Origin of the sequence: Legionella jordanis (assembly GCF_900637635.1) — a bacterium.
In the GTDB taxonomy this organism is placed as follows: domain Bacteria; phylum Pseudomonadota; class Gammaproteobacteria; order Legionellales; family Legionellaceae; genus Tatlockia; species Tatlockia jordanis.
In genome coordinates, this window is the sequence record NZ_LR134383.1 from 630242 (window position 1) to 657009 (window position 26768).

Below are 26768 nucleotides of genomic sequence, written 5' to 3' on the forward strand. Positions count from 1 at the left end.
TTCCCTATCCTCGATGAATGTCCACAACACGACTTCCTTCACGAAGTTTGTGTTGTCCTCGAACAATGATGACATCATTGGCTTTTAAGCCGGAGCATATTTCAGTCATAGCCTGATGGTGAGCTCCGGTTTTTACTCGAACTGCTACAGCCTTATCATTGCGAACTACAAATATTTTTTGGCCATTGATGGTGGGAATCAAGCTTTCTTCAGGTACTAAAAGCCGTTTGGTTTTTTCAGCAAATTCATGGCTCACCCGGACAAACAATCCTGCTGATAATAAATTTTCGGGATTGTCTATCAATGCTTCCACAGCAATTGTGCGGGTTGCCTTATCCACAGCAGGGTCTATGTAATTAACGATGCCCTTATAGACTTTATTGGGGAATACATCCGATTCTACAATCACTTGTTGTCCTTCTTGCAAACGGGGGAGGTAGCGTTCAGGCAGTGTATACTCAACTCGCAATTTTTGGTTGGCAATCAGCTTAACCAGCGGTTGCCCCACTTTGACATATTGTCCTACGCTGACCTGTCTTGAACCTAATGTACCGGAAAAGGGGGCTCGTAGGCTCAATTTTTCAAGTTGCGCCTGCTTGGCTTTCATCGTATTTTGTTTTTCTCGCAAATTGGCCAGAGCTTGGTCCAAAGCTTGATCGGAAGCGAGCTTTCTCTTAGCCAATTCAAGGGTGCGTTGATAACTGGTTTCGCTTAAAACCAAATTGGACTTGGCACTGGCCAGTTCACTTTTTAAAACTGTATCGTCCAGTTGAATCAGTAGAGTTCCCTTTTTTACATAAGCTCCAGGTTTGAAATAAATAGCAGAAATCTGCCCGGATAGCTCCGAACTAATGTCAATGCTGTCGGTGCTGGCCAAACTGCCTATCGTCTCAAACTCTTCTGCAAGAACCCTTTGGGTTACACGAGCTGTTTCAACGGTAATCGCCTTTGGCCCAGTTGTTCTCTGAGATTTTTTAGGGGGTGAAACGAAAATTAAAGCAAGCCCTGAAAAGGTCAGAATTGCAATGATTAACAAAATGGCCAAAGAACGAGATTTCATTAAATGGCACCAAAGAAGAATTGAACGATGATTATAGAAAGAATTTTCAGATCATTCAAAAATGATTGAAAAATTTGCAGTGTTTTCTTTGGCCTAACCGATAAAAGCATTTGATATATGTGGAAACTCATTATTGTTAATTGATTTGGGTTACCACAATTGAATTCCGCGGGAGAACCGCGGAATAAGAGGTTACGTAAGAGATGAACAGGTTTACTCTTGATCTTTTTTTAACCAATCTGAAAGTACTTCAATAACTTTACGAGCCTGTTCGTCACTCGAAATGTTAAATTTTGATTTCATCCAATATTGATTGTTTCGCTTTTGATAACGGCGAATGGAATATTTAACAGGGCCAAATTCCTGCTTGGCATTGTCCCAATCCTGATAACGAAACATGATGGTGGTCCAAGCTCCTTTGGACAAAACATGCTTATCCAATTCTTTCGTTGTTTCGCTGCCATTTTCACTATAGGCAATTGTTAACTCATCAATGGTTTCGCTCATGATGTATACCGCATTGAAATTAGTTGATGGATTGTAATTTGCCGTTGACAAATGTCAAGTTAAATGGCGTTTGGTATTGATCTGCTTGATAAATCCACACCTCTGGAGCTTGATTGCTTTGTATGGGTTGGTTGATGTAGGTATTATTGACCACCGAGGGATTGCCACAGGCTGCATAAACACTACCAATGGGGTCGCCCACTTGCACCATGTTGCCATTGCAGATGGAGAAAGCATTGGTGTTGTTCCCATTTAGGCGGATGCCACTCACTTTATTATTAATGACATCCACTTCAAGCTGAGCTCCGCTATTCGTCCCGACCGGCAATGACCAAACCCCATAAAATGCAGTGGCTGATCCTTGATTATTGTACATCAGCTGAAGAACGGGAACTTTCTGCATAACCGGTGTTCTGGATTGTTGTTTACTTAATGGCTGCCCGCAGGCCGCTACCACCTGCTCAGGTGTCATGCCCAAGTTGATGTAACCATGGTTCTGAGGGCAATACATGGAGTCAATGGCAAATGCTTCCCAAGAAAAACCCAGTGAAACAAGAGTCAAAACAGGGACTAAGCGTTTCATTATGTTGTCCGGTGCATTAATCTGCTTCAAGTATAGCTCCACTGATGGAAATTTGCCGATTGCTAGATGCGAAATGGCAAAGAGGCTTCCATGAACAAGGCGATGACCTTTAGCAGGATCATGATAATAAACGGAGAAAAGTCAAAGCCTGAAATATCAGGTATGATGCGTCGCCCCAAATCCAGCAAAGGATCAGTAATGAGTTTCATAATGTCTAAAGCAGGATGTTGCCAGGCAGGGTTTACCCAGCTCATGACTACGCGGATAAGAATAATATAAAATAATAAATTGCACAGCTGAATTACAGAATCGGCCAGAGCAAAAATCACTAAGTAGGTGAAGGGCAACAGGATTCCGTGAAAAATTAACCCGATAATAAAAAATTGCAGCAATTCAACAATAAAAATAAGCCCCAATGTGACCCAGTCGTATTGTTTTACCACTGGTTTTCCCCGATAAACCAAACGTTCTAAAGGTTGGACAATGGGATTCGTCAAGCCGTAGATAAGATGGCCCACAGGGTGCAGTAAGCTTACCCTAAAATAACGCAGGGCTACTCTTATCCATAATGCAAATAACAGCAAGCTAAAAAATAAACTAACTAAAAAATAACCCACGGTAAGCAAACCGGACATAATTTTCTCCAAACATCAATGAATGTATTATAGGGCTAATACGGCAAAAAAAAAGGAATGACTTCAGTATATTGGCAAGGAATTTACTATTGAGATAATTCGTTTGCTCGCTCATAGGCAGCTTGCATTGCTGTTTTAATTAAAGCACTAAAATGGTTGTTCATTAATACTTCAAGAGCTGCTGCAGTTGTGCCTTTTGCGGAAGTGACCTTTTCTCTTAGTTCAGTAAAGCTTAAAGGGGATTCCTCAGCTAAAGCCAATGCACCTTTTACAGTTTGTGTTGTGAAGGTTTTTGCAATTTCCGCATCCAAGCCTAAGGTTTGGCTCGCTTGAATCATCGCTTCCATGAACAAAAACACATAAGCTGGTCCGCTGCCTGAAAGTGCTGTAAACCTGTTAATTTCGTGGTCGCTAGCTGCCCAATGTATAAGTCCCAACTCAGTAAATAGTTGTTCTGCCAGCTGCTTTTGTGCCTGATTTACTTTCAGGTTGGCAAAAAGCGGGATTGCTCCTAAACCAAGGGCTACTGGGGTGTTGGGCATGCTGCGAATTATGGCTTGATTTTCATTGCAATATTTTTGCAAAGTGGCCATGGTTATACCTGCAGCCACGGATATCAATAAACTGTTCGCAGGCAGTTTTCGACCTATCTTATTTAAGACTTCGGCGACTTTAGCCGGTTTCACTGCCAGAATAATGACGTTTGCATCCTGAATTATTTTCTCATTATCGGAAGTGGTGCTAATGCCATCGGAGTGCTTGCCTTCCTGCAAGGAAGGTGCGGAGGCAAATAGCTGGTAATTGGCTCCTTGTTGTAAGCGGTGCGCCATGGCTTTTGCCAGGTTGCCATAGCCAATGAAACTGATTTTCATATTAATGACCCTGCTGATTTAGCTCACGCTCGCCAAAAAGGGCGCGGCCCACACGGACTATGGTGCTCCCTGCGTGAATGGCTGCTACAAAATCATTGCTCATCCCCATGGACAGGGTATCCATCTCTAAATTTAAATCCGCGTTGAGCTGGGTGAACAGATTTTTAAGACGCAATAGACTGTCGTACTGCTGATTTTCCTCAGCAAGCGGCTTCGGGATAGCCATTAGCCCTCTTAACCTGAGGTTGGGCAAGCAACGAATTTCTTGTGCCAAAGCAGAGGCTTTCTCATAAGGAATACCCGACTTATTGGCCTCATTGTCTAAATTAATTTGCAGACAAACATATAATGGCCCTAATTCTTGAGGGCGGTGTCCATTTAATAATTCTGCAATGTCAATCCGGCTTAAACTATGGACCCAATTAAAATGTCGCGCAATGCCTTTTGCTTTATTGCTTTGAATGGGGCCAAGAAAATGCCAGTGTATATCCAGGGACTTTAATGTCTCCATTTTCTGCATGGCTTCTTGATACCGATTTTCACCGAACTCCCTAATTCCAGCCTGATAGGCTTTTTCGATGGCCATAATGGTCTGGCCTTTGCTGACTGCCAGGAGAGTAATATTCCGGGGATCGCGCTGATATTTTTTTGCAGCTGCATTTATAATAAATCTTAGATTTTGGATGTTGTCACTGATGTCAGTCATGCTTTATCCAGAAATGGTTGTCATCATTCTTAAGTTGGATGACAACCATTCACCTAACTTAAGCTGTTTTTTGCATTTCAATCAATTGGATTATGCCACCTTGTGCCAGTGACAGCATGCTGTCTAACTGCTCGCGGGTGAAGCTTTTATCCTCAGCAGTCCCCTGGACTTCTATAAAATGACCTTCTTCATTCATGACGACATTCATGTCCGTTTCAGCCAAAACGTCTTCGGCGTAATCAAGATCCAATACTGGCTGACCACGATAAATCCCTACCGAAACGGCTGCAACGTAATTAAACACGGGCATTTTTCTTAATTTTTCCCGACTAACCATCCAGGTTACAGCGTCTTTGAGTGCTATACAGGCACCGGTAATGGCAGCGGTTCGAGTTCCACCATCGGCTTGAATCACATCACAATCGAGGGTAATGGTGTTTTCGCCTAAAATTTTTAAATCCACACAGGTTCTCAAGGAGCGGCCAATTAAACGCTGAATTTCAAGTGTACGTCCACCTTGTTTTCCTCGGCTGGCCTCTCTTTCCGTGCGGCTGTGTGTTGCCCTTGGCAACATGCCGTACTCGGCAGTTACCCAGCCTTGATTTTTTCCTTTAAGGAATCGAGGCACTCCATCGATTACCGAAGCGTTGCAAAGCACTCGAGTTTGACCAAACTCAACCAGGACTGAACCTTCAGCATGTTGAGTGTAGTTGCGAGTAATTTTTATAGGACGTAGTTGATTGGGTTCACGGTTACTGGGACGCATAATTAATCCTTCGATAAAATGAGCAAGTATAAACCTTTCATTGCCACTATGCACCTGGGCATACCTAGTATATGTCAGTTCTCAACTGTATGTAGCTTCCTGAAAGAAGCAGCGCAGATTTTGAGTTTGTACAAATTTAGTATATAGTCGCGCCCACGTTGACCAATTACGACAAGTTATGACTCACAGTATGACTGCTTTTGCTCGAGTAGAGCGACAGATCAAAGAGGGTATTTTCTGCTGGGAAATTAAATCCGTAAATCATCGTTATTTAGATGTTTCTTTTCGACTCCCGGAATCGTTTCGGTTTTTAGAACCGTCTTTGCGCTTAATCATGCGTGATAAAGTCAGTCGTGGTAAATTAGAATGTCAATTGAAGTTTCAACCGTCCAGCCATTCACAAGAGTCGTTGTTAATAAATGAAAAGTTGGTCAAGGATTTGCTTGATACAGGTCATCAGTTAGCAAGCACCCACACCTTGGCTAATGACTTGTCCTTAGCAAGCATTCTAACCTGGCCTGGGGTGATTGAGTTTAATAAACCCAATGCCGAAAGCTTAAGTGAGGATGTAGAAACGTGTTTTGAGCAGGCTTTGGCTCAATTGGTCGCTGCAAGAAAGGCTGAGGGTGAGGCACTAAGGGAACAAATTAAACTTCGTTTAAGTAAATTAAATGACGAAATCAAAAACAGCATCCAGCAAGCCGCTGCAGGCGGAGAATTTAGACGGGATAAATTAATAACTCGTTTAAACAGTCTGAACCTGGAGGTAGATAACGCCAGGCTCGAACAAGAGTTGGCATTACTGATAGCGCGGGCTGATGTTGCAGAAGAACTGGACCGCCTTGCTATACACGTTAAAGAAGTGGCTAATGCCCTGAATAGTAAGGAAGCATCTGGAAGGCGCCTTGATTTTTTAATGCAGGAACTAAATCGCGAGGCGAATACCTTAAGTTCCAAATCAGATGATATTGCATTAACGCAAAGAGCTATTGAAATGAAGGTTCTCATTGAGCAAATGAGAGAGCAAATTCAAAACATCGAGTAAAGCGTATGACTGGCTGCTACACGGGCAATTTAATTATCGTTGCAGCTCCCTCTGGGGGAGGAAAAACCAGTTTGGTTAAAAAACTGGTAGGTAGTCTTGATAAAATTGTTGTTTCAGTTTCCCATACAACAAGAAGCATGCGTCCTGCCGAACGGGATGGTGTGGATTATTTTTTTATCAATGAATCAGAATTCTTGAAAATGGTTAGCGAGAATGCATTTGTTGAACACGCTAAAGTATTTAACCATTACTACGGCACTTCCGTTGCCCAAATCAGTGATCGCTTACAGGCAGGTATTGATGTGGTATTGGACATTGATTGGCAAGGGGCACAACAAATCCGGCGGATTTTCCCAGACTCGATTTCGGTTTTTATTGTGCCGCCTTCCCTTGAAACTCTAAAGCAACGCCTGCTCAACAGGCGTCAAGATAATGAAAACGTTATTCGCGATCGAATGAAGAAAGCGCAAGATGAATTAAGCCATTATTCCGAGTTTGACTACCTGATAGTCAATGACGATTTTGATAAAGCAGCTCTTGAATTGCAGGCCATTGTCATCGCAAATCGCTTGAAAATACAACGGCAGGAACAACAACAAGGAAAACTACTTTCATTCCTGCTCTCATCGCAGTAAAATAGATTAATTTTGGGTCATATTAATTTCAAGACTTTGATTTTCTTTAGCTATATTAATATTAATAAGGTAAAAGAAAATATTGTTACCGTGAATTAATGTGCCCCTTACTATTGTTGGCAACAATGTATTCGTTTCTGGAGGGTAGATTTTATGGCACGTGTAACGGTGGAAGATTGCTTGGAGCATGTAGCAAATCGCTTTGAGCTCGTGATGGTGGCGACCAAACGTGCTCGAGAAATCGCTGTACGTGGTGAACAGCCAATGGTCGATTGGGAAAACGATAAGCCAACCGTCGTGGCATTGCGGGAAATAGCTGCGGGTCTAATCAAACCGGATATTTTGGATAAAGATTAAAAGCATAAGTTTGAATACTCTGATTGGCAGGGTTTGAGGAAGATGAGTTGTAGCTTTCAGCGTCTTAACTTCCGTTACCGTTGCATGTCTGAAAAGACTTAATTGCACAACAGCAATCCAGAGTGTTCTGCCACGGGCTTTTGAGCCCTATACATTGAGCGGTAGTAAGGGGACAGGAGTATTGCGTGAGCTACTTTAAGGAGTTGGACGAAGAGCTTAAGTGCTACCTCGAACAACCGCTTATTGAAAAATGTTACCAAGCCTATTTAGTGGCTGAAAAAGCACATCGCGGTCAGATGCGTCGTTCCGGGGAACCCTACATCACGCATCCGGTTGCTGCTGCCCTCATTTTAGCCCGCATGCGCCTGGATTATCAGACGATTATGGCCACCTTGTTGCATGATGTGGTCGAAGACACCTCCATCAGCAAAGAAGATTTAGTCCAACAATTTGGTGAAGACGTGACCGCACTCGTCGATGGAGTGACTAAATTAACCAAAATTAAATTTGAGTCGCGTGCAGAAGCGCAAGCTGAGAATTTTCGCAAAATGGTTCTCGCCATGGTCAAGGATATTCGTGTGATCATCGTGAAACTGGCTGACCGATACCACAATATGAAAACTTTAGGTGCAATGCCAGCTGTTAAACGACGACGAATAGCCATTGAGACTTTGGAGATTTATGCCCCCATTGCCAATCGTTTGGGTATGCATGCTATTTACACCGGCCTTGAGGATTTAGGTTTTCAGGCTTTATATCCTATGCGCTATCGTGCCATTAAATCCGCTGTTGAAAAATCCCGCGGTAACCGCCGCGAACTCACGCAAAAGATCGAACAGGATTTGGAGCAAGCTTTAGAACAACTCAATATCCCATACGAGCATGTTTTTGGCCGTCAAAAACATTTATACAGTATTTATCGTAAGATGAAGCAAAAGAAAGCGTCTTTTGCTGAAATTACCGATGTGTTCGCATTCCGGGTGATCACAGAAGACATTGATTCCTGTTATCGCGTTTTGGGTGCCCTACACCGCACCTATAAACCCGTGCCGCAACGTTTTAAAGATTACATCGGCATACCGAAAGCCAACGGTTATCAGTCTCTCCACACCACCTTATTTGGCCCTTTTGGTGTTCCACTGGAAGTCCAAATCAGAACGCGTGACATGGATAAAGTGGCTGAAAATGGGGTAGCGGCGCATTGGATTTATAAATCCGCAGGCCTTGAAGTCAATGAGGCACAGCTTCGTGCCCGTGAATGGGTGCAACGTTTGCTTGAAATGCAACGAAGCACTGGCAATTCCCTGGAATTTATTGAAAACGTCAAAATTGATCTCTTCCCCGATGAAGTGTATGTATTTACCCCCAAAGGGCATATTATGGAATTGCCGAAAGGTGCTACGCCTGTGGATTTTGCCTATACCGTTCATTCCGGCGTTGGCAATAGTTGCGTTGCTGCCAAAGTAAACCGGCGTCTAGTGCCATTAAGTATTCCCTTGACCAATGGCCAAACGGTTGAAATCATCACCGCCCCAGGGGCTCATCCTAATCCAGCCTGGCTCAATTTCGTCGTGACAGGTAAAGCACGCAGCAATATCCGTCATTTCTTAAAAAGCCAACAGCACGCGGAATCCATTGTCCTTGGCAAGCGTCTACTGGAGCAATCCTTGGCAGAGCTATCCAGTGATTACGCCAAAGTGCCTCCAGAAACCTTACAAGCCTTGCTGCATGATTTAAATTACAAATCTGCTGACGAGTTACTCTATGCCATTGGCATTGGTAATCAGATGCCGATGGTGATTGCCAAGCGCTTGATCATGAGTCAGGAAACCCCTGAGTTGGATAAAAATAGTAAAAGCCGTCCTTTGGCGATTAAGGGAACCGAGGGCATGGTTGTTCATTTTGCGGATTGTTGCCAACCAATACCTGGTGATAGTATTGTGGGTCGATTCCAGCAAGGACGGGGAATAATTGTTCACGCCAGTGATTGCCCCAATATCAATCAGGGGCGAGGTAATCCCGATCAATTAATTTCCTTACGCTGGGATGAGCAGGTGCAAGGTGAATATTGGGTTGATATTACCGTCGAAGTGGCGAACCAAAGAGGGGTGCTTGCCGCCCTGGCCACAGCGATTTCCGAGGCGGAATCGAATATTGGAAATATTAATGTGGATCCACGCGACGGTCGGCATAATGCGGTTACTTTTTCAATCAGTGTGCGTGACCGAACTCATCTTGCACGGGTAATGCGTCGTTTACGCGCAAACAAAGTTGTGATGCGCCTTTATCGTCAAAAGCAGGAGAATAATTGATGCAAGCGATTCAAAGTGATTTGGCACCCGCTGCCATTGGAACATACAGCCAGGCCATTCGTTGTGGAAATACCGTGTATTTGTCAGGACAAATACCACTTGACCCAAAAACCATGCAATTGTGCAGCGATGAAGTTCGCATGCAAATTAACCAGGTATTCGATAATTTAACTGCGGTCTGTGAAGCGGCTGGTGGAAGCTTGGCCAATATTGCCAAACTTACGGTTTATTTAACCGATTTGAGTCATTTCCCATTGGTTAATGAAGCAATGACCCGTTATTTTGCAGAACCTTTTCCTGCTCGGGCCGCAATTGGTGTCAGTGCCTTGCCTCGTGGAGCGCAAGTCGAAGTAGACGGCATAATGGTTTTACCGGCTAAGTGATTTCTTAATCGAGGTGAAGTTAGTGGCTATTCCCAAGGGTTTATGCACTATCTTTAACCCTACTTTCGTTTATTTTGGTGTTCTTGATCTGTTATGAGTATTGTTTCTTTTCATGGCGTCAGTTTAAATCTTGCCGGCCATCAATTACTAGAAAATGTCGATTGGCAAATTCAGCCGCACGACCGAATTGCCCTGGTTGGCCGAAACGGCGCTGGCAAATCCACCTTACTGCGTTTGCTGCAAGGACAGTTGGTCGCTGACAAAGGGCAAATTAATCGCATTAGCGGATTGCGAGTGGCTGGACTGACCCAGGAAGTACCAGTAACAGCGAAGGAAAGTGTCTATCATTTTCTGGTAAAAAGTCTGGGTGAGGTGGGTGAGCTGTTGGCAGAGTTCCACAGGCTTACGAAGGTAAATGACCTTAAAGGTTTGGCTCATTGCCAACAGCAAATGGATTACCATCATGCCTGGGATATCCTCCCAAGAGTGGAAATGATGGCCAGCCGGCTTGGGGTTGACTCGAACGCTGAAATGGATCAATTGTCAGGCGGCATGAAACGAAGGGCACTGCTTGCTGCCGCCTTGATTGCTTCCCCTGATTTATTGTTGCTGGATGAGCCTACGAACCATTTGGATCTGAATGCCATTGAGTGGCTTGAGTCCTATTTAAAATCCTATACTGGCAGCTTATTGCTTGTTACCCACGATCGTGAATTTTTAAGCCAGGTTGCCAATCGCATCGTTGAGATCGATCGAGGCAAGCTACAGAATTATGACTGCGATTACGAAACGTTTCTTGATCGTCGAGAAGCCCTACGTTTAGCCGAAGAAAAAGAAAATGCTTTGTTTGACAAACGATTGGCTGACGAAGAGGTTTGGATTCGTACAGGAATTAAGGCCAGAAGAACCCGTAACGAGGGCCGTGTCCGTGCCTTAAAAGCAATGCGTGAACAACATAAAGCCAGACGAGAACAGCAAGGCAAGGTGAAAGCTTTGGATCTTGAGGTGTCGCGCTCGGGCGCCTTGGTGATTGAAGCCAAGGACGTCAATTACAGCGTGAACGACAAAACTTTGCTCCGCCAGTTTTCCCTGCTTCTCATGAGAGGCGATAAAGTAGGTGTTATCGGCCCTAACGGTTGCGGCAAAACCACATTGATACGCCTGCTGCTTGGGGAATTAACTCCCGATTCAGGTGAGATCCGGCGAGGAACGCAATTGGAAATTGCCTACTTTGACCAGCTGCGGCGTACTTTAAATGAAAATCAAACGGTAATGGCCAATGTGGCAGACGGTGCCGACCACGTCTTCATCAATGGCAAACAAAAACATGTCGCTTCTTATTTGCGTGATTTTCTGTTCCCCTCTGAGCGTCTGAACCAAATCGTTTCCACCCTTTCTGGGGGCGAGCGGAACCGGCTGCTTTTGGCCAAATTATTTGCCAAACCCGTTAATTTACTGGTGATGGATGAGCCAACCAATGATTTGGACATTGAAACCCTGGAGCTGCTTGAAAACATGCTGATGGAATATCAGGGCACTTTATTGCTCATCAGCCATGACAGGGTGTTCATCAACAATGTGGTGACCAGCGTCCTCGTGTATGAAGGGGAAGGCCAGTTCAATGAATACGTAGGGGGTTATGACGATTACCGTTTGCAAAAAAAGCAACAGCAGCAGCGGGAGCAAAGCACCAGATCCATTGCCAAAAAATCGAAAAACACAACGAAGCTGAGTTTCAACGAACAGCGCGAGTTATTACAACTGCCCGCAAAAATAGAGCATTTGGAACAAAAAATTGCGGAATTGCAAGAAAAAATGGCGAGCTCAGACTTCTATCAGCAAGATGCCAAAACCATAGCCGAATGCAACCAGCAATTGGCGGTTGATGAAGAAAATTTAGCTGAACTGTATGCCCGTTGGGAAGCATTGGAAGACAGGAGCTAGGAGATATGTTACTAACCATCGCCCTGGTGGTTTTAGGCTGTGCCATTGTGGTGATGTTCTCTGCTGAATTTGCCCGTGGTTTTAAAAAATTATTCAATATTCCGGGCATGAAATTACTGCTGCCCTTAATTTTTGCTTCTGCCCTCGTTGTTTATTACGAGTATTGGATTTCCTGGGGTTTACTCATAACAAAATGGTTGCTGCACCAGGCGGCAGCCTATTTGTCAAAGCTATTTCCTTTCATGCAGGGAATAGGAGTTGCTGAGGTATTACTGCTTTGGATGCTCAGCACCGTACCTGTTCTGGCCCTTGATTTTTGGATGAAAAAACAAACCTTTGAACCTTTCCGTTACCCATTTATCACGAGCCTTATCATCTGGCTTTTGGCTGCAATCCTTTTAACTGTGAGTTATAACTACAGTTAAATCAATGAGTTTGCATCTCGCCCCAATGAAATGCATAACCTTCCTTGCATTTTTTATATTGATAATAAACACGGGCAGGGTTGGATGAGAAGGCATAATGAGTGGCCTCATAGGCACAACAAGGAATCTTACTCATAAAACAGCCCCGTTTGGCTTGCCAAATTAGACCGCTTGGCGATTGGCAAAGCGAACGGCCATCCACACACACATAGCGGGGGGTATCGGGTTTACCGCCAATGATGCATCCTTGGGCGCAAATCAGGGGGGCATCAGTAAAAGAACAAAGCTCAATGTTTTCGTCCTCATCTTTGGCCTCCTCACGATTGTGGAATTTTGGCGATTTGGCTTACTTCCTGCAAAAATTATGCAAACTTTAAGGAATACTTAATAAATAAGGTTTAAAATAAATTTATTAGACCCTTAAGGGAGTATTTTTAGATGGCTCAAAATCCGCAACTCGCGCAGGCATTAGGCAATCCTCCAAATCCTCAAGATCCTGCCTACATCAAGGCCTTAAATGACATGTTGGCGATTGATACCCGCAATTTGGCCGGTAGCGTTCAGCATCAAGTCGATTTTAGAAAAGCTGTTTTGGACAATCGCGCCTATTGGCAAGCAAATGGAGTTAATATTCGTGCAGATCAGCGAGACGACGACAATAATTTCCTAGGATGGAATGCTGGTGCCAATCAGGATTTTAATTCCCTGCGTAAAAAAGCCGCTGAACTACGGGTTTTGCTCGGGTTGAGTAATGCAAGCGAACAAGTCCTTAAAGACATCATTGATGCCGCTGCGAGTTCAAGTGCCATGCGCACTGTCATTGCCGGCCAGACAGGGGCTAATTCAGCGTTTGGTGAATTTTCACAATTTCCTGGCTGGGCCAATGACAATGAGGATGTGTTAACCAACGCCAGCATGAATCGCATCAAAGAAGCAGCCCAGAAAGAGTTGTTGCTTAAACGCATTGAGGCCACCACTGATCCGGCTAAATTAAGTGCCCTATTGAACTCGGTCGGCAATGATGCGAATTTCAGGGCTGCGGTAAAAAACCTGTTTGATCCGCCCATAGCGGGTGCTGATGCGGGCATTGACGCCATGAGCAGTGCCCGTCTCAATGATGTGGCTCGTGCAGCGACTAAAAAAGCTTATGCCCTCGCAATTGCTGCAAAATCAGATGAAGACATTATCGCTGCCAATCTTAATGCTACCTTAAATGAGCAACGTGCCCCGAACTTTAACCACAACTTGGCGCGTTTCATTCCAGGTATCCCAGGTCCTGGGCTTAATGATGAAGGAATAGCAGCCATCAAAGGAATTTTAGGCGCTCGCTATCTCAAAGCGGAATTGGAGCGAAGTGCTGATGTTGCTTTGCTGGAGGGCATGGCCGCCGCGCAAGACAGTGGTACAGCAAGAGGGTTCATTCGGGCAGATGTTCGAATTGGTGGCGCTTATGTTGATCAAGCGCTCACTGATGCCAATTTGGCTAATATTAAGCTCGCTGCAGCGTCACAAGCGCTAAAACTGAAACTAGGCTCAGTAACGGATTTAGACGCCCTTGATGCACTCAGTAGAGTCAGCAACCATAATGAATTGCAACAAGTGTTAGCCACGCAGAACAGCTTGGGCTACGCAGCCAACCAACCCTTTCGCACGGCCTTTACTGGCCAAACGGCTTTAAAAGGCATAACTGCAATTGCATCCATACGTAAACACTTGATTGCTGCCCAGAATGCTACGCAATTAAAAGAATTCGTTCTCGCCGACGCAAATGCGAACAACGGCATTGATTTCATTGGCAAATACAATCAGTTGATTGCACCAAACACAGCCACTGCTGAAGAACAGCAATATTTAAAAACCAATGCCGCAGCACTGCAGCAATTAGCCCTTGATACCTTGGCTAAAAATGAACTGGGCAAACCAGGAGTTGTTTCAGATGCCAATCTGGTGCTTATGGCAGCCCCGGGGACAGCCCAAAACCTCCAGGATGCCACCGGTGCTTTACTGGGTGTTCCTGGGGCTTCTCCCAGTGTGCAGGCTTTAATCACCGGAACAGGCACTGGCATTGCTAACCGGCTAAAAGCACTCGCTTCTCTGGAAGCGGTTTTACGCTCAACAAAAGACATAGATTTGGCTGGGCCTAATTTTAATGGCTATGTTGGCAAAATTAATGATTTAACCCAAATTGCTGCACCTTCAGGGATTAATGGCGCCAATGCTCTCCCAAACTCAAACGGGGTGAATGTCGCAGGGGTTCTAGCCCAGTTAACCACTGCCGAAACACAAGCCTTCCAGGTTAACCTGGTTGAAAATCTGGTTCGAAATTATCCTGGTGATCAGCCTTTACAAAATTTAAAAGCCTTGGCTGAGGCAAAAGATTTGACCACCTTCAAGGACAAATTAACCGCCATCGGCATCACCTCACAAGATTGGGTGAATGCCGATGTTATGAAGAAGATTCAGGCCGCTGCCTGCACCAAAGTCATTCAAAAGGGGCTTGGTAACGCATCCACTTTTGAGGATCGCCCAGCCCTAATGGCAGTCATTGCGCAACTGCCCGCGGATAAGCAACAAACTTTAATGGCAAAACCGGCCATTCTAAGAAGCTTAATGGCTGCGCTTAGCCCTGAGGCCATACAGCAAGTTTTAGGTAATAATCAGGTTTCCGCTTCTTCCATGGCGGCCTTAGAGGACGAAAACAACCAATTAGCCCTCGCCTCTGGAATAGCAAACCCCAAGCTGGCTGAGGTCATCGGCAGTCTCACCTTCCCTACTTCCCGCCCGAAAATCACCCTTGACAGCGATAAAGTGGCCAGGATTAACCAATACATTTTAACTACGGCGACGGCTGACTTCACCGGTAATGCTGGAAATTATGAACCCACTGTTAAAGCTATAGCCCAAATTGCAGGCTTGCCTGAGGATGCCCTTTATGGAACTTTAGGATTTAACCCAGTTGGGTCAAATGTAGCTGGCCAGCCGCAAGGTTCACTGCATCAGCAGAAACAGCATAACCAGCAACTGGAGATACAATACGGCGCTTCGCAATCGGCTGGCGAAAAAGCTATTCTTGAATTTTTAATGTCTTTAAACAAAAAGGCCGTGTTTCCAAATGCTGACATTGCTGCAGCCGTTAAAGCGTTTAAAGAAGCCGCCAATCCGGATGAGTTCATCACCAAGCTTAAGGCTATTCCTGGCCTAATCACAGGCCAAGCGGGTGAAATATTTAGTGAGCAGCAACTAAAAAATCAAGTCAATTCAGGCGTTTACAGCCATGCGAAAGCAGCCGTTCTGAAAACTACATTCCTCGATACCAGGCCTCAAGGTGTCTATGCTGAAATGATGGATTTAACCAAACAGCAGGGCCTCGATCGCAAGGCATATGAAGATTTGCATCGCCAGATCGTGGATAAAGACAAAGCCATACACTCTGAGTTGGCGGCCTTGGCAAACACCTCAGCCATTGACTGGTTTAATCCCTCTTTCCAATCCTCTGCCCGCCAAAACGCCAGGGATATGCTTCCCCGTTATCGTGAGCTGGATAAAGCTTCCAGTACCCTGGTTACATTTTTTCAAAATGAATTGGCCCTCCTGGATGAGCAAATAAGGACTTTACCCACTGAGCAGGAAATGACTAGGGCATTTGGCGCCAATCCCGCTTTTGAAAACCGAAAAAGCCGCATTCGAGAGTACCGACAGGAGTTAGAGACCAGGAGAAATGCTGCAGCTGAAGAGCTTAAGCGCTATGAAGAAATACAAACTCTATTGCATGGAAATCCGGGGCACAGCAATCCGCTTTTGCAAAACGGTATATTAAATACGCTTGAACAAGTTGAAAAGGGTGGGGACATTCGTTTCAAATCCTTCAGTTCAACCTTCAGTGATCACCCCGTAACCAAGAAAGCCGAGTTGCTGAGAACAGGGACTGGAGACGTCATCAACCCACGCCCTGCCACACTTCATGGTGGAGTTGCAGCACGCCGGTTTGAAACGGCAACCCCTATTCCCAATGGCCATTTAAGATACCACAGCGTTCGCCATGGCAATGCAGGTGCGGTGGGTACGTTTATCGAGGAAGTCCAACCGTCTAAATCCAGTGTGAATAAGAGCGGGCGGGTAGAATACTCCTCCGATTATACGATCACCCTTGGCAATTTACCGAATGATGCGGCGGGGAAACAAACGACTTACATGAGCATGGCGATGCAAGCTTTGAAGAATCATGGGAAACCGACTGCAGACAGACCCATTTATTTAACCGCTTACGATAGAGCCGAGGCTGAAGGGCTTTGGCTGGCCATGATGGCGATTGGCCAAAATGATCCCAGCATGAAATTTAATCCCGAGCATGTCAAGGTGATGGGGGCTTCAGGCTTTAAGCCCGAAGCTTACCTTAAACGAAGTAAAACACCGCCATTTGGCCACCACGTCAGTCACCCCAATTACAATGCCTTTTTACAAAGCGCCCCTTGCCAAAGCGGCTTAGACGACATGAAGGACTTCACGAAAGTCAAACATGGCAAGGAAACCGAGGTGCAAAAGGAAAAAAGCAATAAAGCGGTTACTAAAGTCACTGACCATTATAAAAATGGCTTGAAAACTTTGATTTCTCAAGCTGAGCAAAAAAATGCCGAAGAAGAGCAAAAGAAACCTTCTTTAGGTGGAATGCAACCCTAATCTCGGTGAGGAATCATCGTTAGAAAACATCAGGAAAATAATGAATAAGAATAATTTGCCTATCGGTGTATTTGACTCTGGAATGGGGGGCTTAACGGTTTTGCAGGCTTTGAAAGCCGCGCTTCCCGAGGAATCGTTTATTTATCTTGGCGATACGGCACGTCTCCCCTATGGCACTAAAAGCCCTGATACCGTGCAGCAATACGCCATGCAAATGGCTAAAGTCCTGGTGGAACGCCAAATCAAGGCCTTGGTCATTGCTTGCAATACGGCGACAACCGCCGCACTGCCTCATTTGCAACGAATGTTGCCAGACATCCCAACCCTTGGCGTAGTGTCTCCAGGTGCCAGCGCCGTGGTTTCTGCCACTAAAAATGCGCGCATCGTGGTTTTGGCCACTGAAACCACCATTGCCTCGCAAGCTTACCAACGGCTGATTTGCGAACAATTACCGCAAGCGAGCATTCGGGCTCAGGCATGCAGTTTATTGGTGGCCCTGGCTGAAGAAGGAATGGTGGATAATGCCATTGCCCGCGAAGCCCTAAAGCATTATTTAGCCGGCTTTGGTGACGAAGACACCTTATTGCTGGGCTGTACCCATTTTCCTGTCTTTAGAGGATTGCTCAAAACCTTGTTGCCTGAAAACGTGAGCATTGTTGATTCAGCACAAGCCACAGCAAAAGCTCTGAAGGAATTGCTGCAAAAAGCGCAACTCAACAACAGCAGCGATTCCTTAAGCACCATCCGCTATCTGGTTACGGATTCCATTGAGCGTTTTCAAAAAGTGGGGGAAATCTTTTTGGGCGAGCCTTTAAACCAACACAATATCGAACTGGTAGATGCTTGCCCCTTATAAATGGGGATTATCATTTTTCAATTTTCATATTGAATATGGATGGGCCAGTTAATTAGTCAAAGACTTCAATTTTCTTTTTCTTGGCGGATTGATATCTTGCTTGTTTTTCAACATCAATGTAGCGATCCGTTGTAGCACTTGAACTATGGCCTGCATCATCTCGAACGTGTTCACGGGGCCTGATTTTGACGTCCTCAGAAATCCCTGTGTGCCTAAGCCAGTGAACAGTGGCTGCCATTAAATTATCGGCCTCTTCATGCTGATTTTGTCGCCGAAGCTTATCAATCGCCAAATCAAAGCAAAGTTGCACGAGGCGTCGTATCGGAGCTGGATCAGACATTGGCCCACTTCCTCTAATTTTAGGAATCAGGGGAAAATTATCAGCCGGGGAGGGGAGAGGGCTTAAACCCAAAAATTGACGCCAGCGGATTAGACTGTCCAACATGGCATCGCTTACCGCAATTTGCCTTTCTTTATTTCCCTTACCAACGGTAGTAAACCACCAGTGGCCATTTGAATCCTTGGCGAAGTCATTCATCGTGGGGATCCAGCGTTCACTCGCCGCCAATTCTGAAATTCTAAGATACATCCCAAACAGCATACTCAGAATAAAACGGGTGCGCTCATGCTTTGGCGGATCGTCCGTGGCGAGCTGTTCAGCAACTTCCAAGACGGTGTCCCATTGCATCAGGCTTAAACGCCTTATAGGTGCCGTCTCTTGCCGTTTCCTGACAAATTTGCTTTTTTGTCGGATTAAAGCCACGGGATTTGAAATTAAATATTCTTCCGCTACTAAAAAATTAAAATAGGTACTTAGGATGGCAAAAATTTCCTGAATGGCCCCCTGGGATAAACTAAATTTTTGTGAGGAGGGTTCTAAGCCATTTTTGCGCTCGGCTTTACTGACTGTGGCTTGAAATGGCCGCCAATCTTCATTGGGTATGCGTTTGCCGTCTTTTTCGATAAACCTGGGTACTTTTTTAAGACCGATCCAGGACTTGGGCGGGTTTTGACAGAACCGAATGAATTGCTCGATGTCTTCTCGTTTCAAATCCTTAAGGCTGCATTGTTTGACATGCCAACACCATTGCAACAGGCGCTCAGCTTCACGCCGATAACTGTTAAAGGTACCGACACTACCTATATAACTTTTAAGAAAATTAAGACTTGAGTCGAAGTCAGATTGACAATTGAGATGGGGAAGTATGGCATTCTCACGATTTTTATGCAGATATTTGATGTTGTCAAAAAGGGGCAGGAGAGGGTTTTTCATCCAGTTAATCTCCTAAAATATTGATCATAAAAACATGGGCCTGTTTACTAATCGCATGCGCCAATCATTATGCTATAATAGCTCAATGTGCTTGTCAGGTGGAATAAGCACAGGAGTTTTATCGTATAACTTAGGATTCAATTGATAGCCTTGTTTGGGTCACCTCAAAAAATTAATGACTGAAGTTATTGACCTCATGCAACGCTGCGAGTATTATTTGCGCTCTGTCCTTGGGACGGGTAAATAATACGGGGTGTAGCGCAGTTTGGTAGCGCGCCTGCTTTGGGAGCAGGATGTCGGGGGTTCGAATCCCTCCACCCCGACCAATATAAGATTTGCGCCCGTAGCTCATCTGGATAGAGCATCGGCCTTCTAAGCCGAGGGTAGCAGGTTCGAATCCTGCCGGGCGTGCCAGCCTTAGTGCAGTATTCCTTAGTTATTTGATATTGATGCAAATATGGTGAGCGTAGCTCAGTTGGTAGAGCCCCGGGTTGTGATCCCGGTTGTCGTGGGTTCGAGTCCCATCGTTCACCCCATACTCCGAAATAAAAAAAGCTATCCGAAGCAAGATTCCATTTCTGAGTCTTTACAAGATAGACTTACTGTTTGATAATTCCACCCTGTTTTGCGAAAGTGGCGGAACTGGTAGACGCGCTGGATTTAGGTTCCAGTGGGGCAACCCGTGAGAGTTCGAGTCTCTCCTTTCGCACCAATTTCATGATAATTTCCAAGAGGTGACTAGATGCAAGTTTCTGTTGAGACCTTGAAAGGTTTGGAGCGGATGGTAACAATTTCGGTGCCTACCGAAAAAGTTGAAGAAGAAGTTAATCTACGTCTCAAAGATCTTGCTCGCAAGGCGAAAGTAGACGGCTTTAGACCTGGTAAAGTTCCCATGCATGTGGTTAAAAATCGATTTTCAAATAGTGTGCGCGAAGACGTGGCCAGAGAAATGGTCCAATCCACTCTATATGAAGCTTTACAAGCGAATGAATTAGTCCCTGCAGGCTCGCCTGTTATTGAGCCTAAGCAAGTTGAATCCGGTAAAGATTTCGTCTACACCGCCGTGTTTGAAGTATTTCCGGAAATCAATGTCGTTGAACTGGATGATCAAACCAAGATTGAAACCATCAAAGCTGAAGTGAGCGACAAAGACGTTGATGACATGCTTGAGAAGTTGCGTGAACAGAATAAAGAGTGGGTAGAAGTTTCACGTGCAGCAGCTAAAGATGATAAAGTAACGATTGATTTCGAAGGCTTCCTGGACGACAAAGCATTTGAAGGTGGAAGTGCTCAGGGTTATGAAATTATTCTCGGTTCAGGTTCAATGATTCCTGGCTTTGAAGAAGGAATTATTGGCGCGAAACAAGATAAGCCGTTTGAAATTAAAGTGACCTTCCCAGAAAACTATGGTCATAAAGATCTTGCTGGCAAAGAAGCAACCTTTAAAATTACGGTGCATAAAGTCATGGAAGGTCAATTACCTGAATTGAATGAGGCCTTCGCCGAAAAATTTAACATCAAAGAAGGCGGTATGGATGCCTTGAGAAAAGACATCAAGGAAAACATGATTCGTGAGCTGGAACGACGTGTTAGCGCTATGAACCGTGAAAAGATTTTTGATCAATTGTTAAAGGTGAATGCATTTGATTTACCCAATTCTCTGATTGACAAGGAAATCGAACATTTGAAACATGACATGTATCATCGTCTTTTTGGGCATGAACATCATGAAAATGAAACGATTCCTGATTTCCCAAGGGAGTTGTTTGAAGAACAAGCTAAGCGTCGCGTTCATTTGGGATTACTATTCTCAGAATATGTGAAAAAACACCAATTGGTTGCTGAACCAGCTCGGGTCGATGCAATGATTGAGAAATTTGCCAGTGCCTACGAAAATCCAGATGAACTTCGTTCCTGGTACAAAGCCAGCAAAGAACGTATGGGTGAAGTGGAAGCTCTGGTTATGGAAGAAATGGTTGCTGAGAAAATTAGTGAACCTGCCCAATTAACGGAAAAGAAAATGACTTACGATGAAGTCATGAATCCTAAGAAAGAGAGTGCCAAAGAGGAGGCATAAGAGTATGGGAGAAGCAAATTTAATAAGGAATGCCAGTGGCCTAGTACCCATGGTAGTTGAGCAAACTTCACGTGGGGAACGCTCCTATGACATTTATTCAAGGCTTCTGAAAGAACGGATTGTCTTCTTACTTGGTGAAGTTGAAGACCATATGGCGAATTTGGTCGTCGCGCAGTTGTTGTTTTTAGAGTCAGAAAACCCCGAGAAAGATATATTTCTTTATATCAATTCACCGGGGGGCGTGGTAACTGCTGGATTGGCCATTTATGACACCATGCAGTTCATCAAGCCCGATGTAAGCACCTTGTGCATTGGTCAGGCAGCAAGTGCTGCAGCTCTGCTCCTTTGCGCAGGAGCTGAGGGCAAGCGCTTTGCTTTGCCAAACTCAAGAGTAATGATCCATCAGCCATTGGGCGGTTACAGAGGCCAGGCCACTGACATTGAAATTCATGCCCGCGAAACATTAGCAATTCGTGAACGCTTGAACAATATCATGGCGCAGCATACGAAAAAAACGCCTGATCAAATTATGCGCGACACCGAACGTGATAACTTTATGAGTGCCAACCAAGCTGCTGAATACGGTTTGGTGGATAAAGTTCTTTACGATCGTAATACTTTAGCGGAATCTAAATGAAAACAATGGCCAGGAAACATTCCTGGCCGTTGCTATTAACTGGCGTTATTTTTTCAATTGTCTAAAATTTTACTAGGGCTTGTACCTAAAGTTGAAAGGCCCGATGAAAGAAGTTAAGAAGCGGAGCTTCCAAAGGTAAAACGATAGTATTTCTGTTTCAATTCTAACTTCATCCAGCTGGACTTTAGGGACAAATCCTCAAAATGTAATAGCTCGAGAGAGCCTATCAAAAGCTATACGAGGGATATTGAGCTCAATTGTGCGAGATTGCTGAAAAAGCACTGTGTTGTGCGAGCCTGTCAATTATTCGTGCAAGGGATGCCAGCATTACCGTTTGTGGCAAGACTTATGCAACTGATTGCCTGAATTGCCACGGCTTTTGCCAAGATAAGAAAGGGGTTTGTAGATGAGTAAAACCGGAAACGGAGATGATAAAGTCTTGTATTGTTCTTTTTGCGGAAAATCTCAGCATGAAGTTAAGAAATTGATTGCTGGGCCCTCCGTATTTGTATGCGATGAATGCGTAGAGCTGTGCAATGACATTATTCGTGAAGAAACTCAGGAAGCACAAGAGGAAACTGAGACCCGGTTACCTACGCCTAAAGAAATTGCCAATTTTTTAGATGAATATGTAATCGGACAACCCCATGCCAAGAAGGTGCTTTCTGTAGCAGTTTATAACCACTATAAGCGTTTGTATCACAAGGCTGAAGATGGTATCGAGCTGGGTAAGAGTAATATATTGCTGATAGGGCCAACCGGTAGCGGGAAAACCCTCTTGGCGCAAACTCTGGCTCGTATTTTAAATGTTCCTTTTACCATGGCTGATGCGACTACGCTCACTGAAGCAGGCTATGTCGGCGAGGACGTTGAGAATATCATTCAGAAATTATTGCAAAAATGCGATTATGATGTAGATAAAGCTCAGCAGGGTATTGTTTACATTGATGAAATTGACAAGATCTCGCGGAAATCAGATAACCCATCCATTACGCGTGATGTATCTGGAGAAGGTGTTCAACAAGCTTTATTGAAATTGATTGAAGGCACCATTGCCTCTGTCCCACCTCAAGGGGGCCGCAAGCATCCACAGCAAGAATTTCTTCAAGTAGATACTTCCAACATATTGTTCATTTGTGGAGGAGCTTTTGCCGGGCTTGATAAAGTGATTCGTGAGCGAAGTGATAAATCAGGGATTGGTTTTGCAGCAGAATTGAAAAATAAAAAAGACCGCGCAGATTCAGAAAAGATTTTGAATGCTCTAGAGTCAGAGGATCTGGTTAAGTATGGGCTTATACCTGAATTTGTTGGGCGACTTCCTGTGGTCACCACGCTTCATGAACTGGATGAGGCTGCATTGATTGAGATTCTTACAAAACCAAAAAATGCACTAACCAAGCAATTTCATGCACTCTTTAAAATGGAAGGGGTGGAGTTGGAGTTCCGCGAAGAAGCATTGCATCTAATTGCTAAAAAAGCACTGGATAGAAAAATTGGTGCCCGTGGTTTACGTGCTATCCTTGAAAATATACTTTTAGACACCATGTATGAATTACCTTCATTAGAAGCGGTTAAAAAAGTAGTAATCGATGAAAATGTCATAAATAATACTGGAAAACCCATCCTTATCTATGAGGGTGAGGAAGGCAAACAATCTGCTGCAGGTGGAAGAGAGTAAGAGCCATACGCAGCAGTTGCTCTACAAGCTAGGAGCCAGTAGAGCAACTCTGTTTGCCTAAGCTGTAAACAATCAACTGAGAGGCTGTGGTTTTTTCCTCCTAGAATTATCGTTTGAATAAGGGCTTATTATGTCTAGCGAAAGCGAAAAAGAATTCATGCCAATTGAGGTAGCAGAAGAAAATTCATTATTACCTGTTCTGCCACTCCGGGATGTTGTTGTTTACCCACATATGGTTATTCCTTTGTTTGTTGGTCGAGAGAAATCCATTAAAGCTCTTGAGGCGGCAATGGTGGATAACAAACAAATTTTTTTGGTAGCCCAAAAAAAATCATCGCATGATGATCCGGGGGCAGAAGATGTCTATACCGTAGGTACCATTTCCAGCGTTTTGCAATTGTTGAAGTTGCCTGATGGCACAGTGAAAGTGTTGGTTGAAGGCGAGCAACGAGCCAAAGTTAAAGAATTTAGTTTTAGCCGGGGGTTTTTAGAAGCCGATCTTGAGAACATCGATGAATACAATGAGACCATTAAAGAGCAAGAAATTGAAATTTTAATGCGTTCTTTGATGTCCCAGTTTGAACAATACATTAAATTAAATAAAAAAATTCCACCGGAGGTTCTAAGTTCGCTGGCCAGCATCGAAGAGCCGGGTCGATTAGCCGATACAATTGCCGCGCATTTATCATTGAAGGTAGAAGACAAGCAAGAGTTACTCGAAATTCTGGATGTGGGTCAACGCCTCGAGCGTTTAATGGCAGCCATCGAAGGCGAAATCGATTTGCTCCACGTTGAAAAACGGGTCCGGGGGCGGGTTAAACGTCAAATGGAAAAAAGTCAAAGAGAGTACTATCTCAATGAACAAATGAAGGCCATTCAAAAAGAGTTGGGCGATTTGAGTGAGGAAGGCAATGAGCTTGAGCAATTAGAAGCATCCATTAACAAGGCAGGAATGCCGAAAGAGGCCAAAGAAAAGGCCATGTCGGAACTGCAAAAGCTCAAAATGATGTCACCCATGTCTGCTGAGGCGACGGTCATTCGTAATTACCTGGACTGGATGTTAACTGTCCCCTGGAAAAGAAAAAATAAAATTCAATTTGATTTGATCAAAGCAGAACGACTGTTAGATAAAGAACACTATGGCCTGGAAAAGGTTAAAGAGCGCATTCTTGAATACCTGGCTGTTCAACAGCGGGTTAAACGCCTGAAAGGCCCTATTTTATGTTTGGTTGGCCCTCCAGGGGTTGGTAAAACCTCCTTGGGGCAATCCATTGCAAATGCTACTGGCCGAACCTTTATCCGCATCGCCCTGGGTGGTGTACGCGATGAAGCAGAAATACGTGGGCATCGACGAACCTACATAGGTTCCATGCCCGGGAAAATTATTCAGAAATTGTGCAAAGCCGGAGTAAAAAATCCTCTCATCATGTTGGACGAGGTGGATAAGATGGCCATGGACTTTAGAGGGGATCCGGCCTCAGCTTTGCTCGAAGTACTGGATCCAGAACAAAACCATACGTTCAATGATCACTATCTTGAAGTCGATTATGATCTGAGTGATGTGATGTTCATTGCGACGGCAAACTCTCTCGAAATCCCGGCACCACTGTTGGACCGAATGGAAGTAATTCGCTTACCAGGTTATACCGAGGATGAGAAGGTCCATATCGCTGAGAGCTATCTGGTTCCCAAGCAATTGGTTCTTAATGGTCTTAAGCCGGATGAAATTAATATTGCCGAGAGCGCGGTGCGCGAGATTATACGTCATTACACCCGCGAAGCCGGTGTAAGGAACTTGGAGCGGGATATAGCCAGCATTTGTCGCAAGGTGGTGAAAGAAATATTGACTGGCAAGCGCGTGAAAAAAGTCGTTGTGTCACGCAGCAACATTGAGAAATATTTGGGTGTCAAGAAGTTCCGTTACGGCCTTGCCGAGGAATTTGATCAGATAGGCCAAGTTACAGGGCTTGCCTGGACCAGTGTTGGTGGGGAACTCTTAACCATTGAGGCTTCGATGATGCCAGGTAAGGGTAAAACAATCCACACGGGGCAATTGGGTGAAGTTATGCAGGAATCCATTCATGCGGCAATGACGGTTGTGAGAAGCCGTGCCAAATCCTTTGGTATCCCGGAGGATTTTTACGACAAGAATGATTTCCATGTACACGTGCCTGAAGGTGCAACCCCGAAAGATGGCCCAAGTGCTGGTATTGGCATGTGCACCGCTTTAGTGTCTGTGCTGACGCAAATCCCGGTGCGTGCTGATGTAGCCATGACTGGTGAAATTACCTTGCGTGGGGAAGTGTTACCAATTGGTGGCTTAAAGGAAAAGCTGCTGGCAGCGCATCGAGGTGGTATCAAGCACGTTATTATTCCTGAAGAAAATCGAAAGGATTTGGAAGAGATTCCTGATAACGTTTTAAAGAAACTCACCATCCACCCAGTCAAGACTATTGAACAGGTGTTGGAGCTTGCTTTACAACGCAGTCCAATCGTAAATGCACCCGCTCCGACCGCTCCTGAAGTGATAACAGGAAAAAGTTCAAAAAAAATTAAAAATAAAGATTTACATGCCCATTAATACCGGGTATATTTCACACCGTCGCCCGCTACTGGCGGGTGATGATGCAAGGATGTGACTGCTTGACTGAGGCTGGTGATTCTGATTTAATCGCCTTGGGTAAGGAAAGAATAACAGATAGGGGAAAAGATGAATAAGAGTCAATTGATTGAAGCTATTGCAAATGGTTCTGGTGTAACTAAAGCAGACGCTAGTCGAGTTATCGATACTTTTATGACTGCCGTAACTGATGCTTTAAAAAGCGGTGACCAAGTTGTATTACCAGGTTTCGGCTCTTTCTCCATTACAAACCGAGCTGAACGTACCGGTAGAAATCCTCAAACAGGTGCGACCATTAAGATCAAGGCTTCAAGAGTTGCCAGATTTAAAGCCGGTAAAGCATTGAAAGAGGCTGTACAAGAAGCCTAAGTTTTTGGGTGCTTAGCTCAGCTGGGAGAGCATCGCCCTTACAAGGCGAGGGTCGCAGGTTCGATCCCTGCAGCACCCACCAAGAATTGGAGTGGTAGTTCAGTTGGTTAGAATACCGGCCTGTCACGCCGGGGGTCGCGGGTTCGAGCCCCGTCCACTCCGCCAAATTAACGCGCCGTATGGCGCGTTTTTTTTATCTCCAGTTTAATAACTTCAGATTCGCGAAATCAGAACGATTGATGTCCATTAGCTGAAACTAGCTTGGGAATTAATGAATTCATCCAAGTTTTTGGGAATGAATTAGGGCTGGTGGAATTTCAAATGCTTGCAGAACCAAATCAATCAATGCGA

23 protein-coding genes and 6 tRNA genes are annotated in these 26768 nt (G+C 44.7%); 20 read left to right on the top strand and 9 right to left on the bottom strand.

Annotated features, from left to right (window positions below):
* Window positions 1–4: 4 nt before the first annotated feature.
* The 7 genes from EL203_RS02990 to rph all read right to left on the bottom strand — a co-directional run bounded on the left by EL203_RS02990 (window position 5) and on the right by rph (window position 5129).
* Entirely contained in the window at window positions 5–1060 is a 1056-nt protein-coding gene (locus EL203_RS02990; protein WP_058470583.1) for an efflux RND transporter periplasmic adaptor subunit, read from the bottom strand.
* Window positions 1061–1273: 213 nt separating this feature from the next.
* Window positions 1274–1567: a hypothetical protein gene (locus EL203_RS02995; RefSeq protein ID WP_058470582.1), complete on the bottom strand. Its 294-nt coding sequence runs from the start codon at window positions 1565–1567 to the stop codon at window positions 1274–1276.
* A gap of 19 nt (window positions 1568–1586) precedes the next feature.
* A complete protein-coding gene (locus EL203_RS03000; RefSeq protein WP_058470581.1) occupies window positions 1587–2150 on the bottom strand; it encodes a DUF2845 domain-containing protein in 564 nt (187 codons plus the stop codon).
* A 62-nt stretch (window positions 2151–2212) separates the two neighbouring features.
* Window positions 2213–2785 carry a YggT family protein gene (locus EL203_RS03005; RefSeq protein ID WP_058470580.1) on the bottom strand — a complete coding sequence of 191 codons (573 nt, stop codon included), beginning with the start codon at window positions 2783–2785 and terminating at the stop codon, window positions 2213–2215.
* An 86-nt stretch (window positions 2786–2871) separates the two neighbouring features.
* Entirely contained in the window at window positions 2872–3657 is a 786-nt protein-coding gene (gene proC / locus EL203_RS03010; RefSeq protein WP_058470579.1) for a pyrroline-5-carboxylate reductase, read from the bottom strand.
* A 1-nt stretch (window position 3658) separates the two neighbouring features.
* Window positions 3659–4363 (bottom strand): YggS family pyridoxal phosphate-dependent enzyme, encoded by a 705-nt coding sequence (locus tag EL203_RS03015; protein WP_058470578.1) that lies wholly within the window; start codon window positions 4361–4363, stop codon window positions 3659–3661.
* A 58-nt stretch (window positions 4364–4421) separates the two neighbouring features.
* Window positions 4422–5129 (bottom strand): ribonuclease PH, encoded by a 708-nt coding sequence (gene rph / locus EL203_RS03020; protein WP_058470577.1) that lies wholly within the window; start codon window positions 5127–5129, stop codon window positions 4422–4424.
* Window positions 5130–5307: 178 nt separating this feature from the next.
* On the opposite strand from rph, the gene EL203_RS03025 reads away from it, so the two are divergent.
* The 7 genes from EL203_RS03025 to EL203_RS03055 all read left to right on the top strand — a co-directional run bounded on the left by EL203_RS03025 (window position 5308) and on the right by EL203_RS03055 (window position 12230).
* Complete coding sequence (locus tag EL203_RS03025) at window positions 5308–6174, top strand: YicC/YloC family endoribonuclease (RefSeq protein ID WP_058470576.1); 867 nt, start codon at window positions 5308–5310, stop codon at window positions 6172–6174.
* 5 nt (window positions 6175–6179) lie between these two features.
* Window positions 6180–6809: a guanylate kinase gene (gene gmk / locus EL203_RS03030; protein ID WP_058470575.1), complete on the top strand. Its 630-nt coding sequence runs from the start codon at window positions 6180–6182 to the stop codon at window positions 6807–6809.
* A 153-nt stretch (window positions 6810–6962) separates the two neighbouring features.
* Window positions 6963–7166 (top strand): DNA-directed RNA polymerase subunit omega, encoded by a 204-nt coding sequence (gene rpoZ, locus EL203_RS03035; protein ID WP_058470574.1) that lies wholly within the window; start codon window positions 6963–6965, stop codon window positions 7164–7166.
* 185 nt (window positions 7167–7351) lie between these two features.
* Complete coding sequence (spoT, locus tag EL203_RS03040) at window positions 7352–9478, top strand: bifunctional GTP diphosphokinase/guanosine-3',5'-bis pyrophosphate 3'-pyrophosphohydrolase (protein ID WP_058470573.1); 2127 nt, start codon at window positions 7352–7354, stop codon at window positions 9476–9478.
* Window positions 9478–9861 carry a RidA family protein gene (locus tag EL203_RS03045; protein ID WP_058470572.1) on the top strand — a complete coding sequence of 128 codons (384 nt, stop codon included), beginning with the start codon at window positions 9478–9480 and terminating at the stop codon, window positions 9859–9861. Before spoT ends, EL203_RS03045 begins: the two co-directional genes overlap by 1 nt.
* Window positions 9862–9954: 93 nt before the next feature.
* Window positions 9955–11805, top strand: coding sequence for an ATP-binding cassette domain-containing protein (locus EL203_RS03050; protein WP_058470571.1), 1851 nt, complete (start codon window positions 9955–9957; stop codon window positions 11803–11805).
* 5 nt (window positions 11806–11810) lie between these two features.
* Window positions 11811–12230 (top strand): hypothetical protein, encoded by a 420-nt coding sequence (locus EL203_RS03055; RefSeq protein ID WP_058470570.1) that lies wholly within the window; start codon window positions 11811–11813, stop codon window positions 12228–12230.
* Window position 12231: 1 nt separating this feature from the next.
* On the opposite strand, the gene EL203_RS14655 is transcribed toward EL203_RS03055, so the two are convergent.
* Window positions 12232–12366, bottom strand: a complete 135-nt coding sequence (locus EL203_RS14655; protein WP_269471746.1) for a hypothetical protein — start codon at window positions 12364–12366, stop codon at window positions 12232–12234.
* 302 nt (window positions 12367–12668) lie between these two features.
* On the opposite strand from EL203_RS14655, the gene EL203_RS03065 reads away from it, so the two are divergent.
* Window positions 12669–16907: a hypothetical protein gene (locus tag EL203_RS03065; protein ID WP_058470568.1), complete on the top strand. Its 4239-nt coding sequence runs from the start codon at window positions 12669–12671 to the stop codon at window positions 16905–16907.
* A gap of 40 nt (window positions 16908–16947) precedes the next feature.
* A complete protein-coding gene (murI, locus tag EL203_RS03070) occupies window positions 16948–17763 on the top strand; it encodes a glutamate racemase (RefSeq protein WP_058470567.1) in 816 nt (271 codons plus the stop codon).
* A 52-nt stretch (window positions 17764–17815) separates the two neighbouring features.
* Here the strand turns inward: murI and EL203_RS03075 are convergent, their stop codons facing one another.
* Window positions 17816–19036, bottom strand: a complete 1221-nt coding sequence (locus EL203_RS03075; protein ID WP_058470566.1) for a tyrosine-type recombinase/integrase — start codon at window positions 19034–19036, stop codon at window positions 17816–17818.
* Window positions 19037–19285: 249 nt separating this feature from the next.
* Between EL203_RS03075 and EL203_RS03080 the strand changes: the two genes are divergently transcribed.
* The 11 genes from EL203_RS03080 to EL203_RS03130 all read left to right on the top strand — a co-directional run bounded on the left by EL203_RS03080 (window position 19286) and on the right by EL203_RS03130 (window position 26582).
* Window positions 19286–19362, top strand: a tRNA-Pro gene (locus EL203_RS03080).
* A gap of 11 nt (window positions 19363–19373) precedes the next feature.
* Window positions 19374–19450: transfer RNA gene (locus EL203_RS03085), tRNA-Arg, on the top strand.
* Window positions 19451–19496: 46 nt separating this feature from the next.
* Window positions 19497–19572, top strand: a tRNA-His gene (locus EL203_RS03090).
* Window positions 19573–19663: 91 nt separating this feature from the next.
* A tRNA-Leu gene (locus tag EL203_RS03095) sits at window positions 19664–19748 on the top strand.
* Between the two features lie 30 nt (window positions 19749–19778).
* Window positions 19779–21113, top strand: a complete 1335-nt coding sequence (gene tig, locus EL203_RS03100) for a trigger factor (protein ID WP_058470565.1) — start codon at window positions 19779–19781, stop codon at window positions 21111–21113.
* Between the two features lie 4 nt (window positions 21114–21117).
* Window positions 21118–21750 (top strand): ATP-dependent Clp endopeptidase proteolytic subunit ClpP, encoded by a 633-nt coding sequence (clpP, locus tag EL203_RS03105; protein WP_058470564.1) that lies wholly within the window; start codon window positions 21118–21120, stop codon window positions 21748–21750.
* A gap of 406 nt (window positions 21751–22156) precedes the next feature.
* Window positions 22157–23428 carry an ATP-dependent Clp protease ATP-binding subunit ClpX gene (gene clpX / locus EL203_RS03110; protein WP_058470563.1) on the top strand — a complete coding sequence of 424 codons (1272 nt, stop codon included), beginning with the start codon at window positions 22157–22159 and terminating at the stop codon, window positions 23426–23428.
* A gap of 130 nt (window positions 23429–23558) precedes the next feature.
* Complete coding sequence (gene lon, locus EL203_RS03115) at window positions 23559–26009, top strand: endopeptidase La (RefSeq protein ID WP_058470562.1); 2451 nt, start codon at window positions 23559–23561, stop codon at window positions 26007–26009.
* A gap of 129 nt (window positions 26010–26138) precedes the next feature.
* Window positions 26139–26417 (top strand): HU family DNA-binding protein, encoded by a 279-nt coding sequence (locus EL203_RS03120; protein ID WP_058470561.1) that lies wholly within the window; start codon window positions 26139–26141, stop codon window positions 26415–26417.
* 6 nt (window positions 26418–26423) lie between these two features.
* A tRNA-Val gene (locus EL203_RS03125) sits at window positions 26424–26499 on the top strand.
* A 6-nt stretch (window positions 26500–26505) separates the two neighbouring features.
* Window positions 26506–26582: transfer RNA gene (locus EL203_RS03130), tRNA-Asp, on the top strand.
* The last annotated feature ends 186 nt before the right edge of the window (window positions 26583–26768 follow it).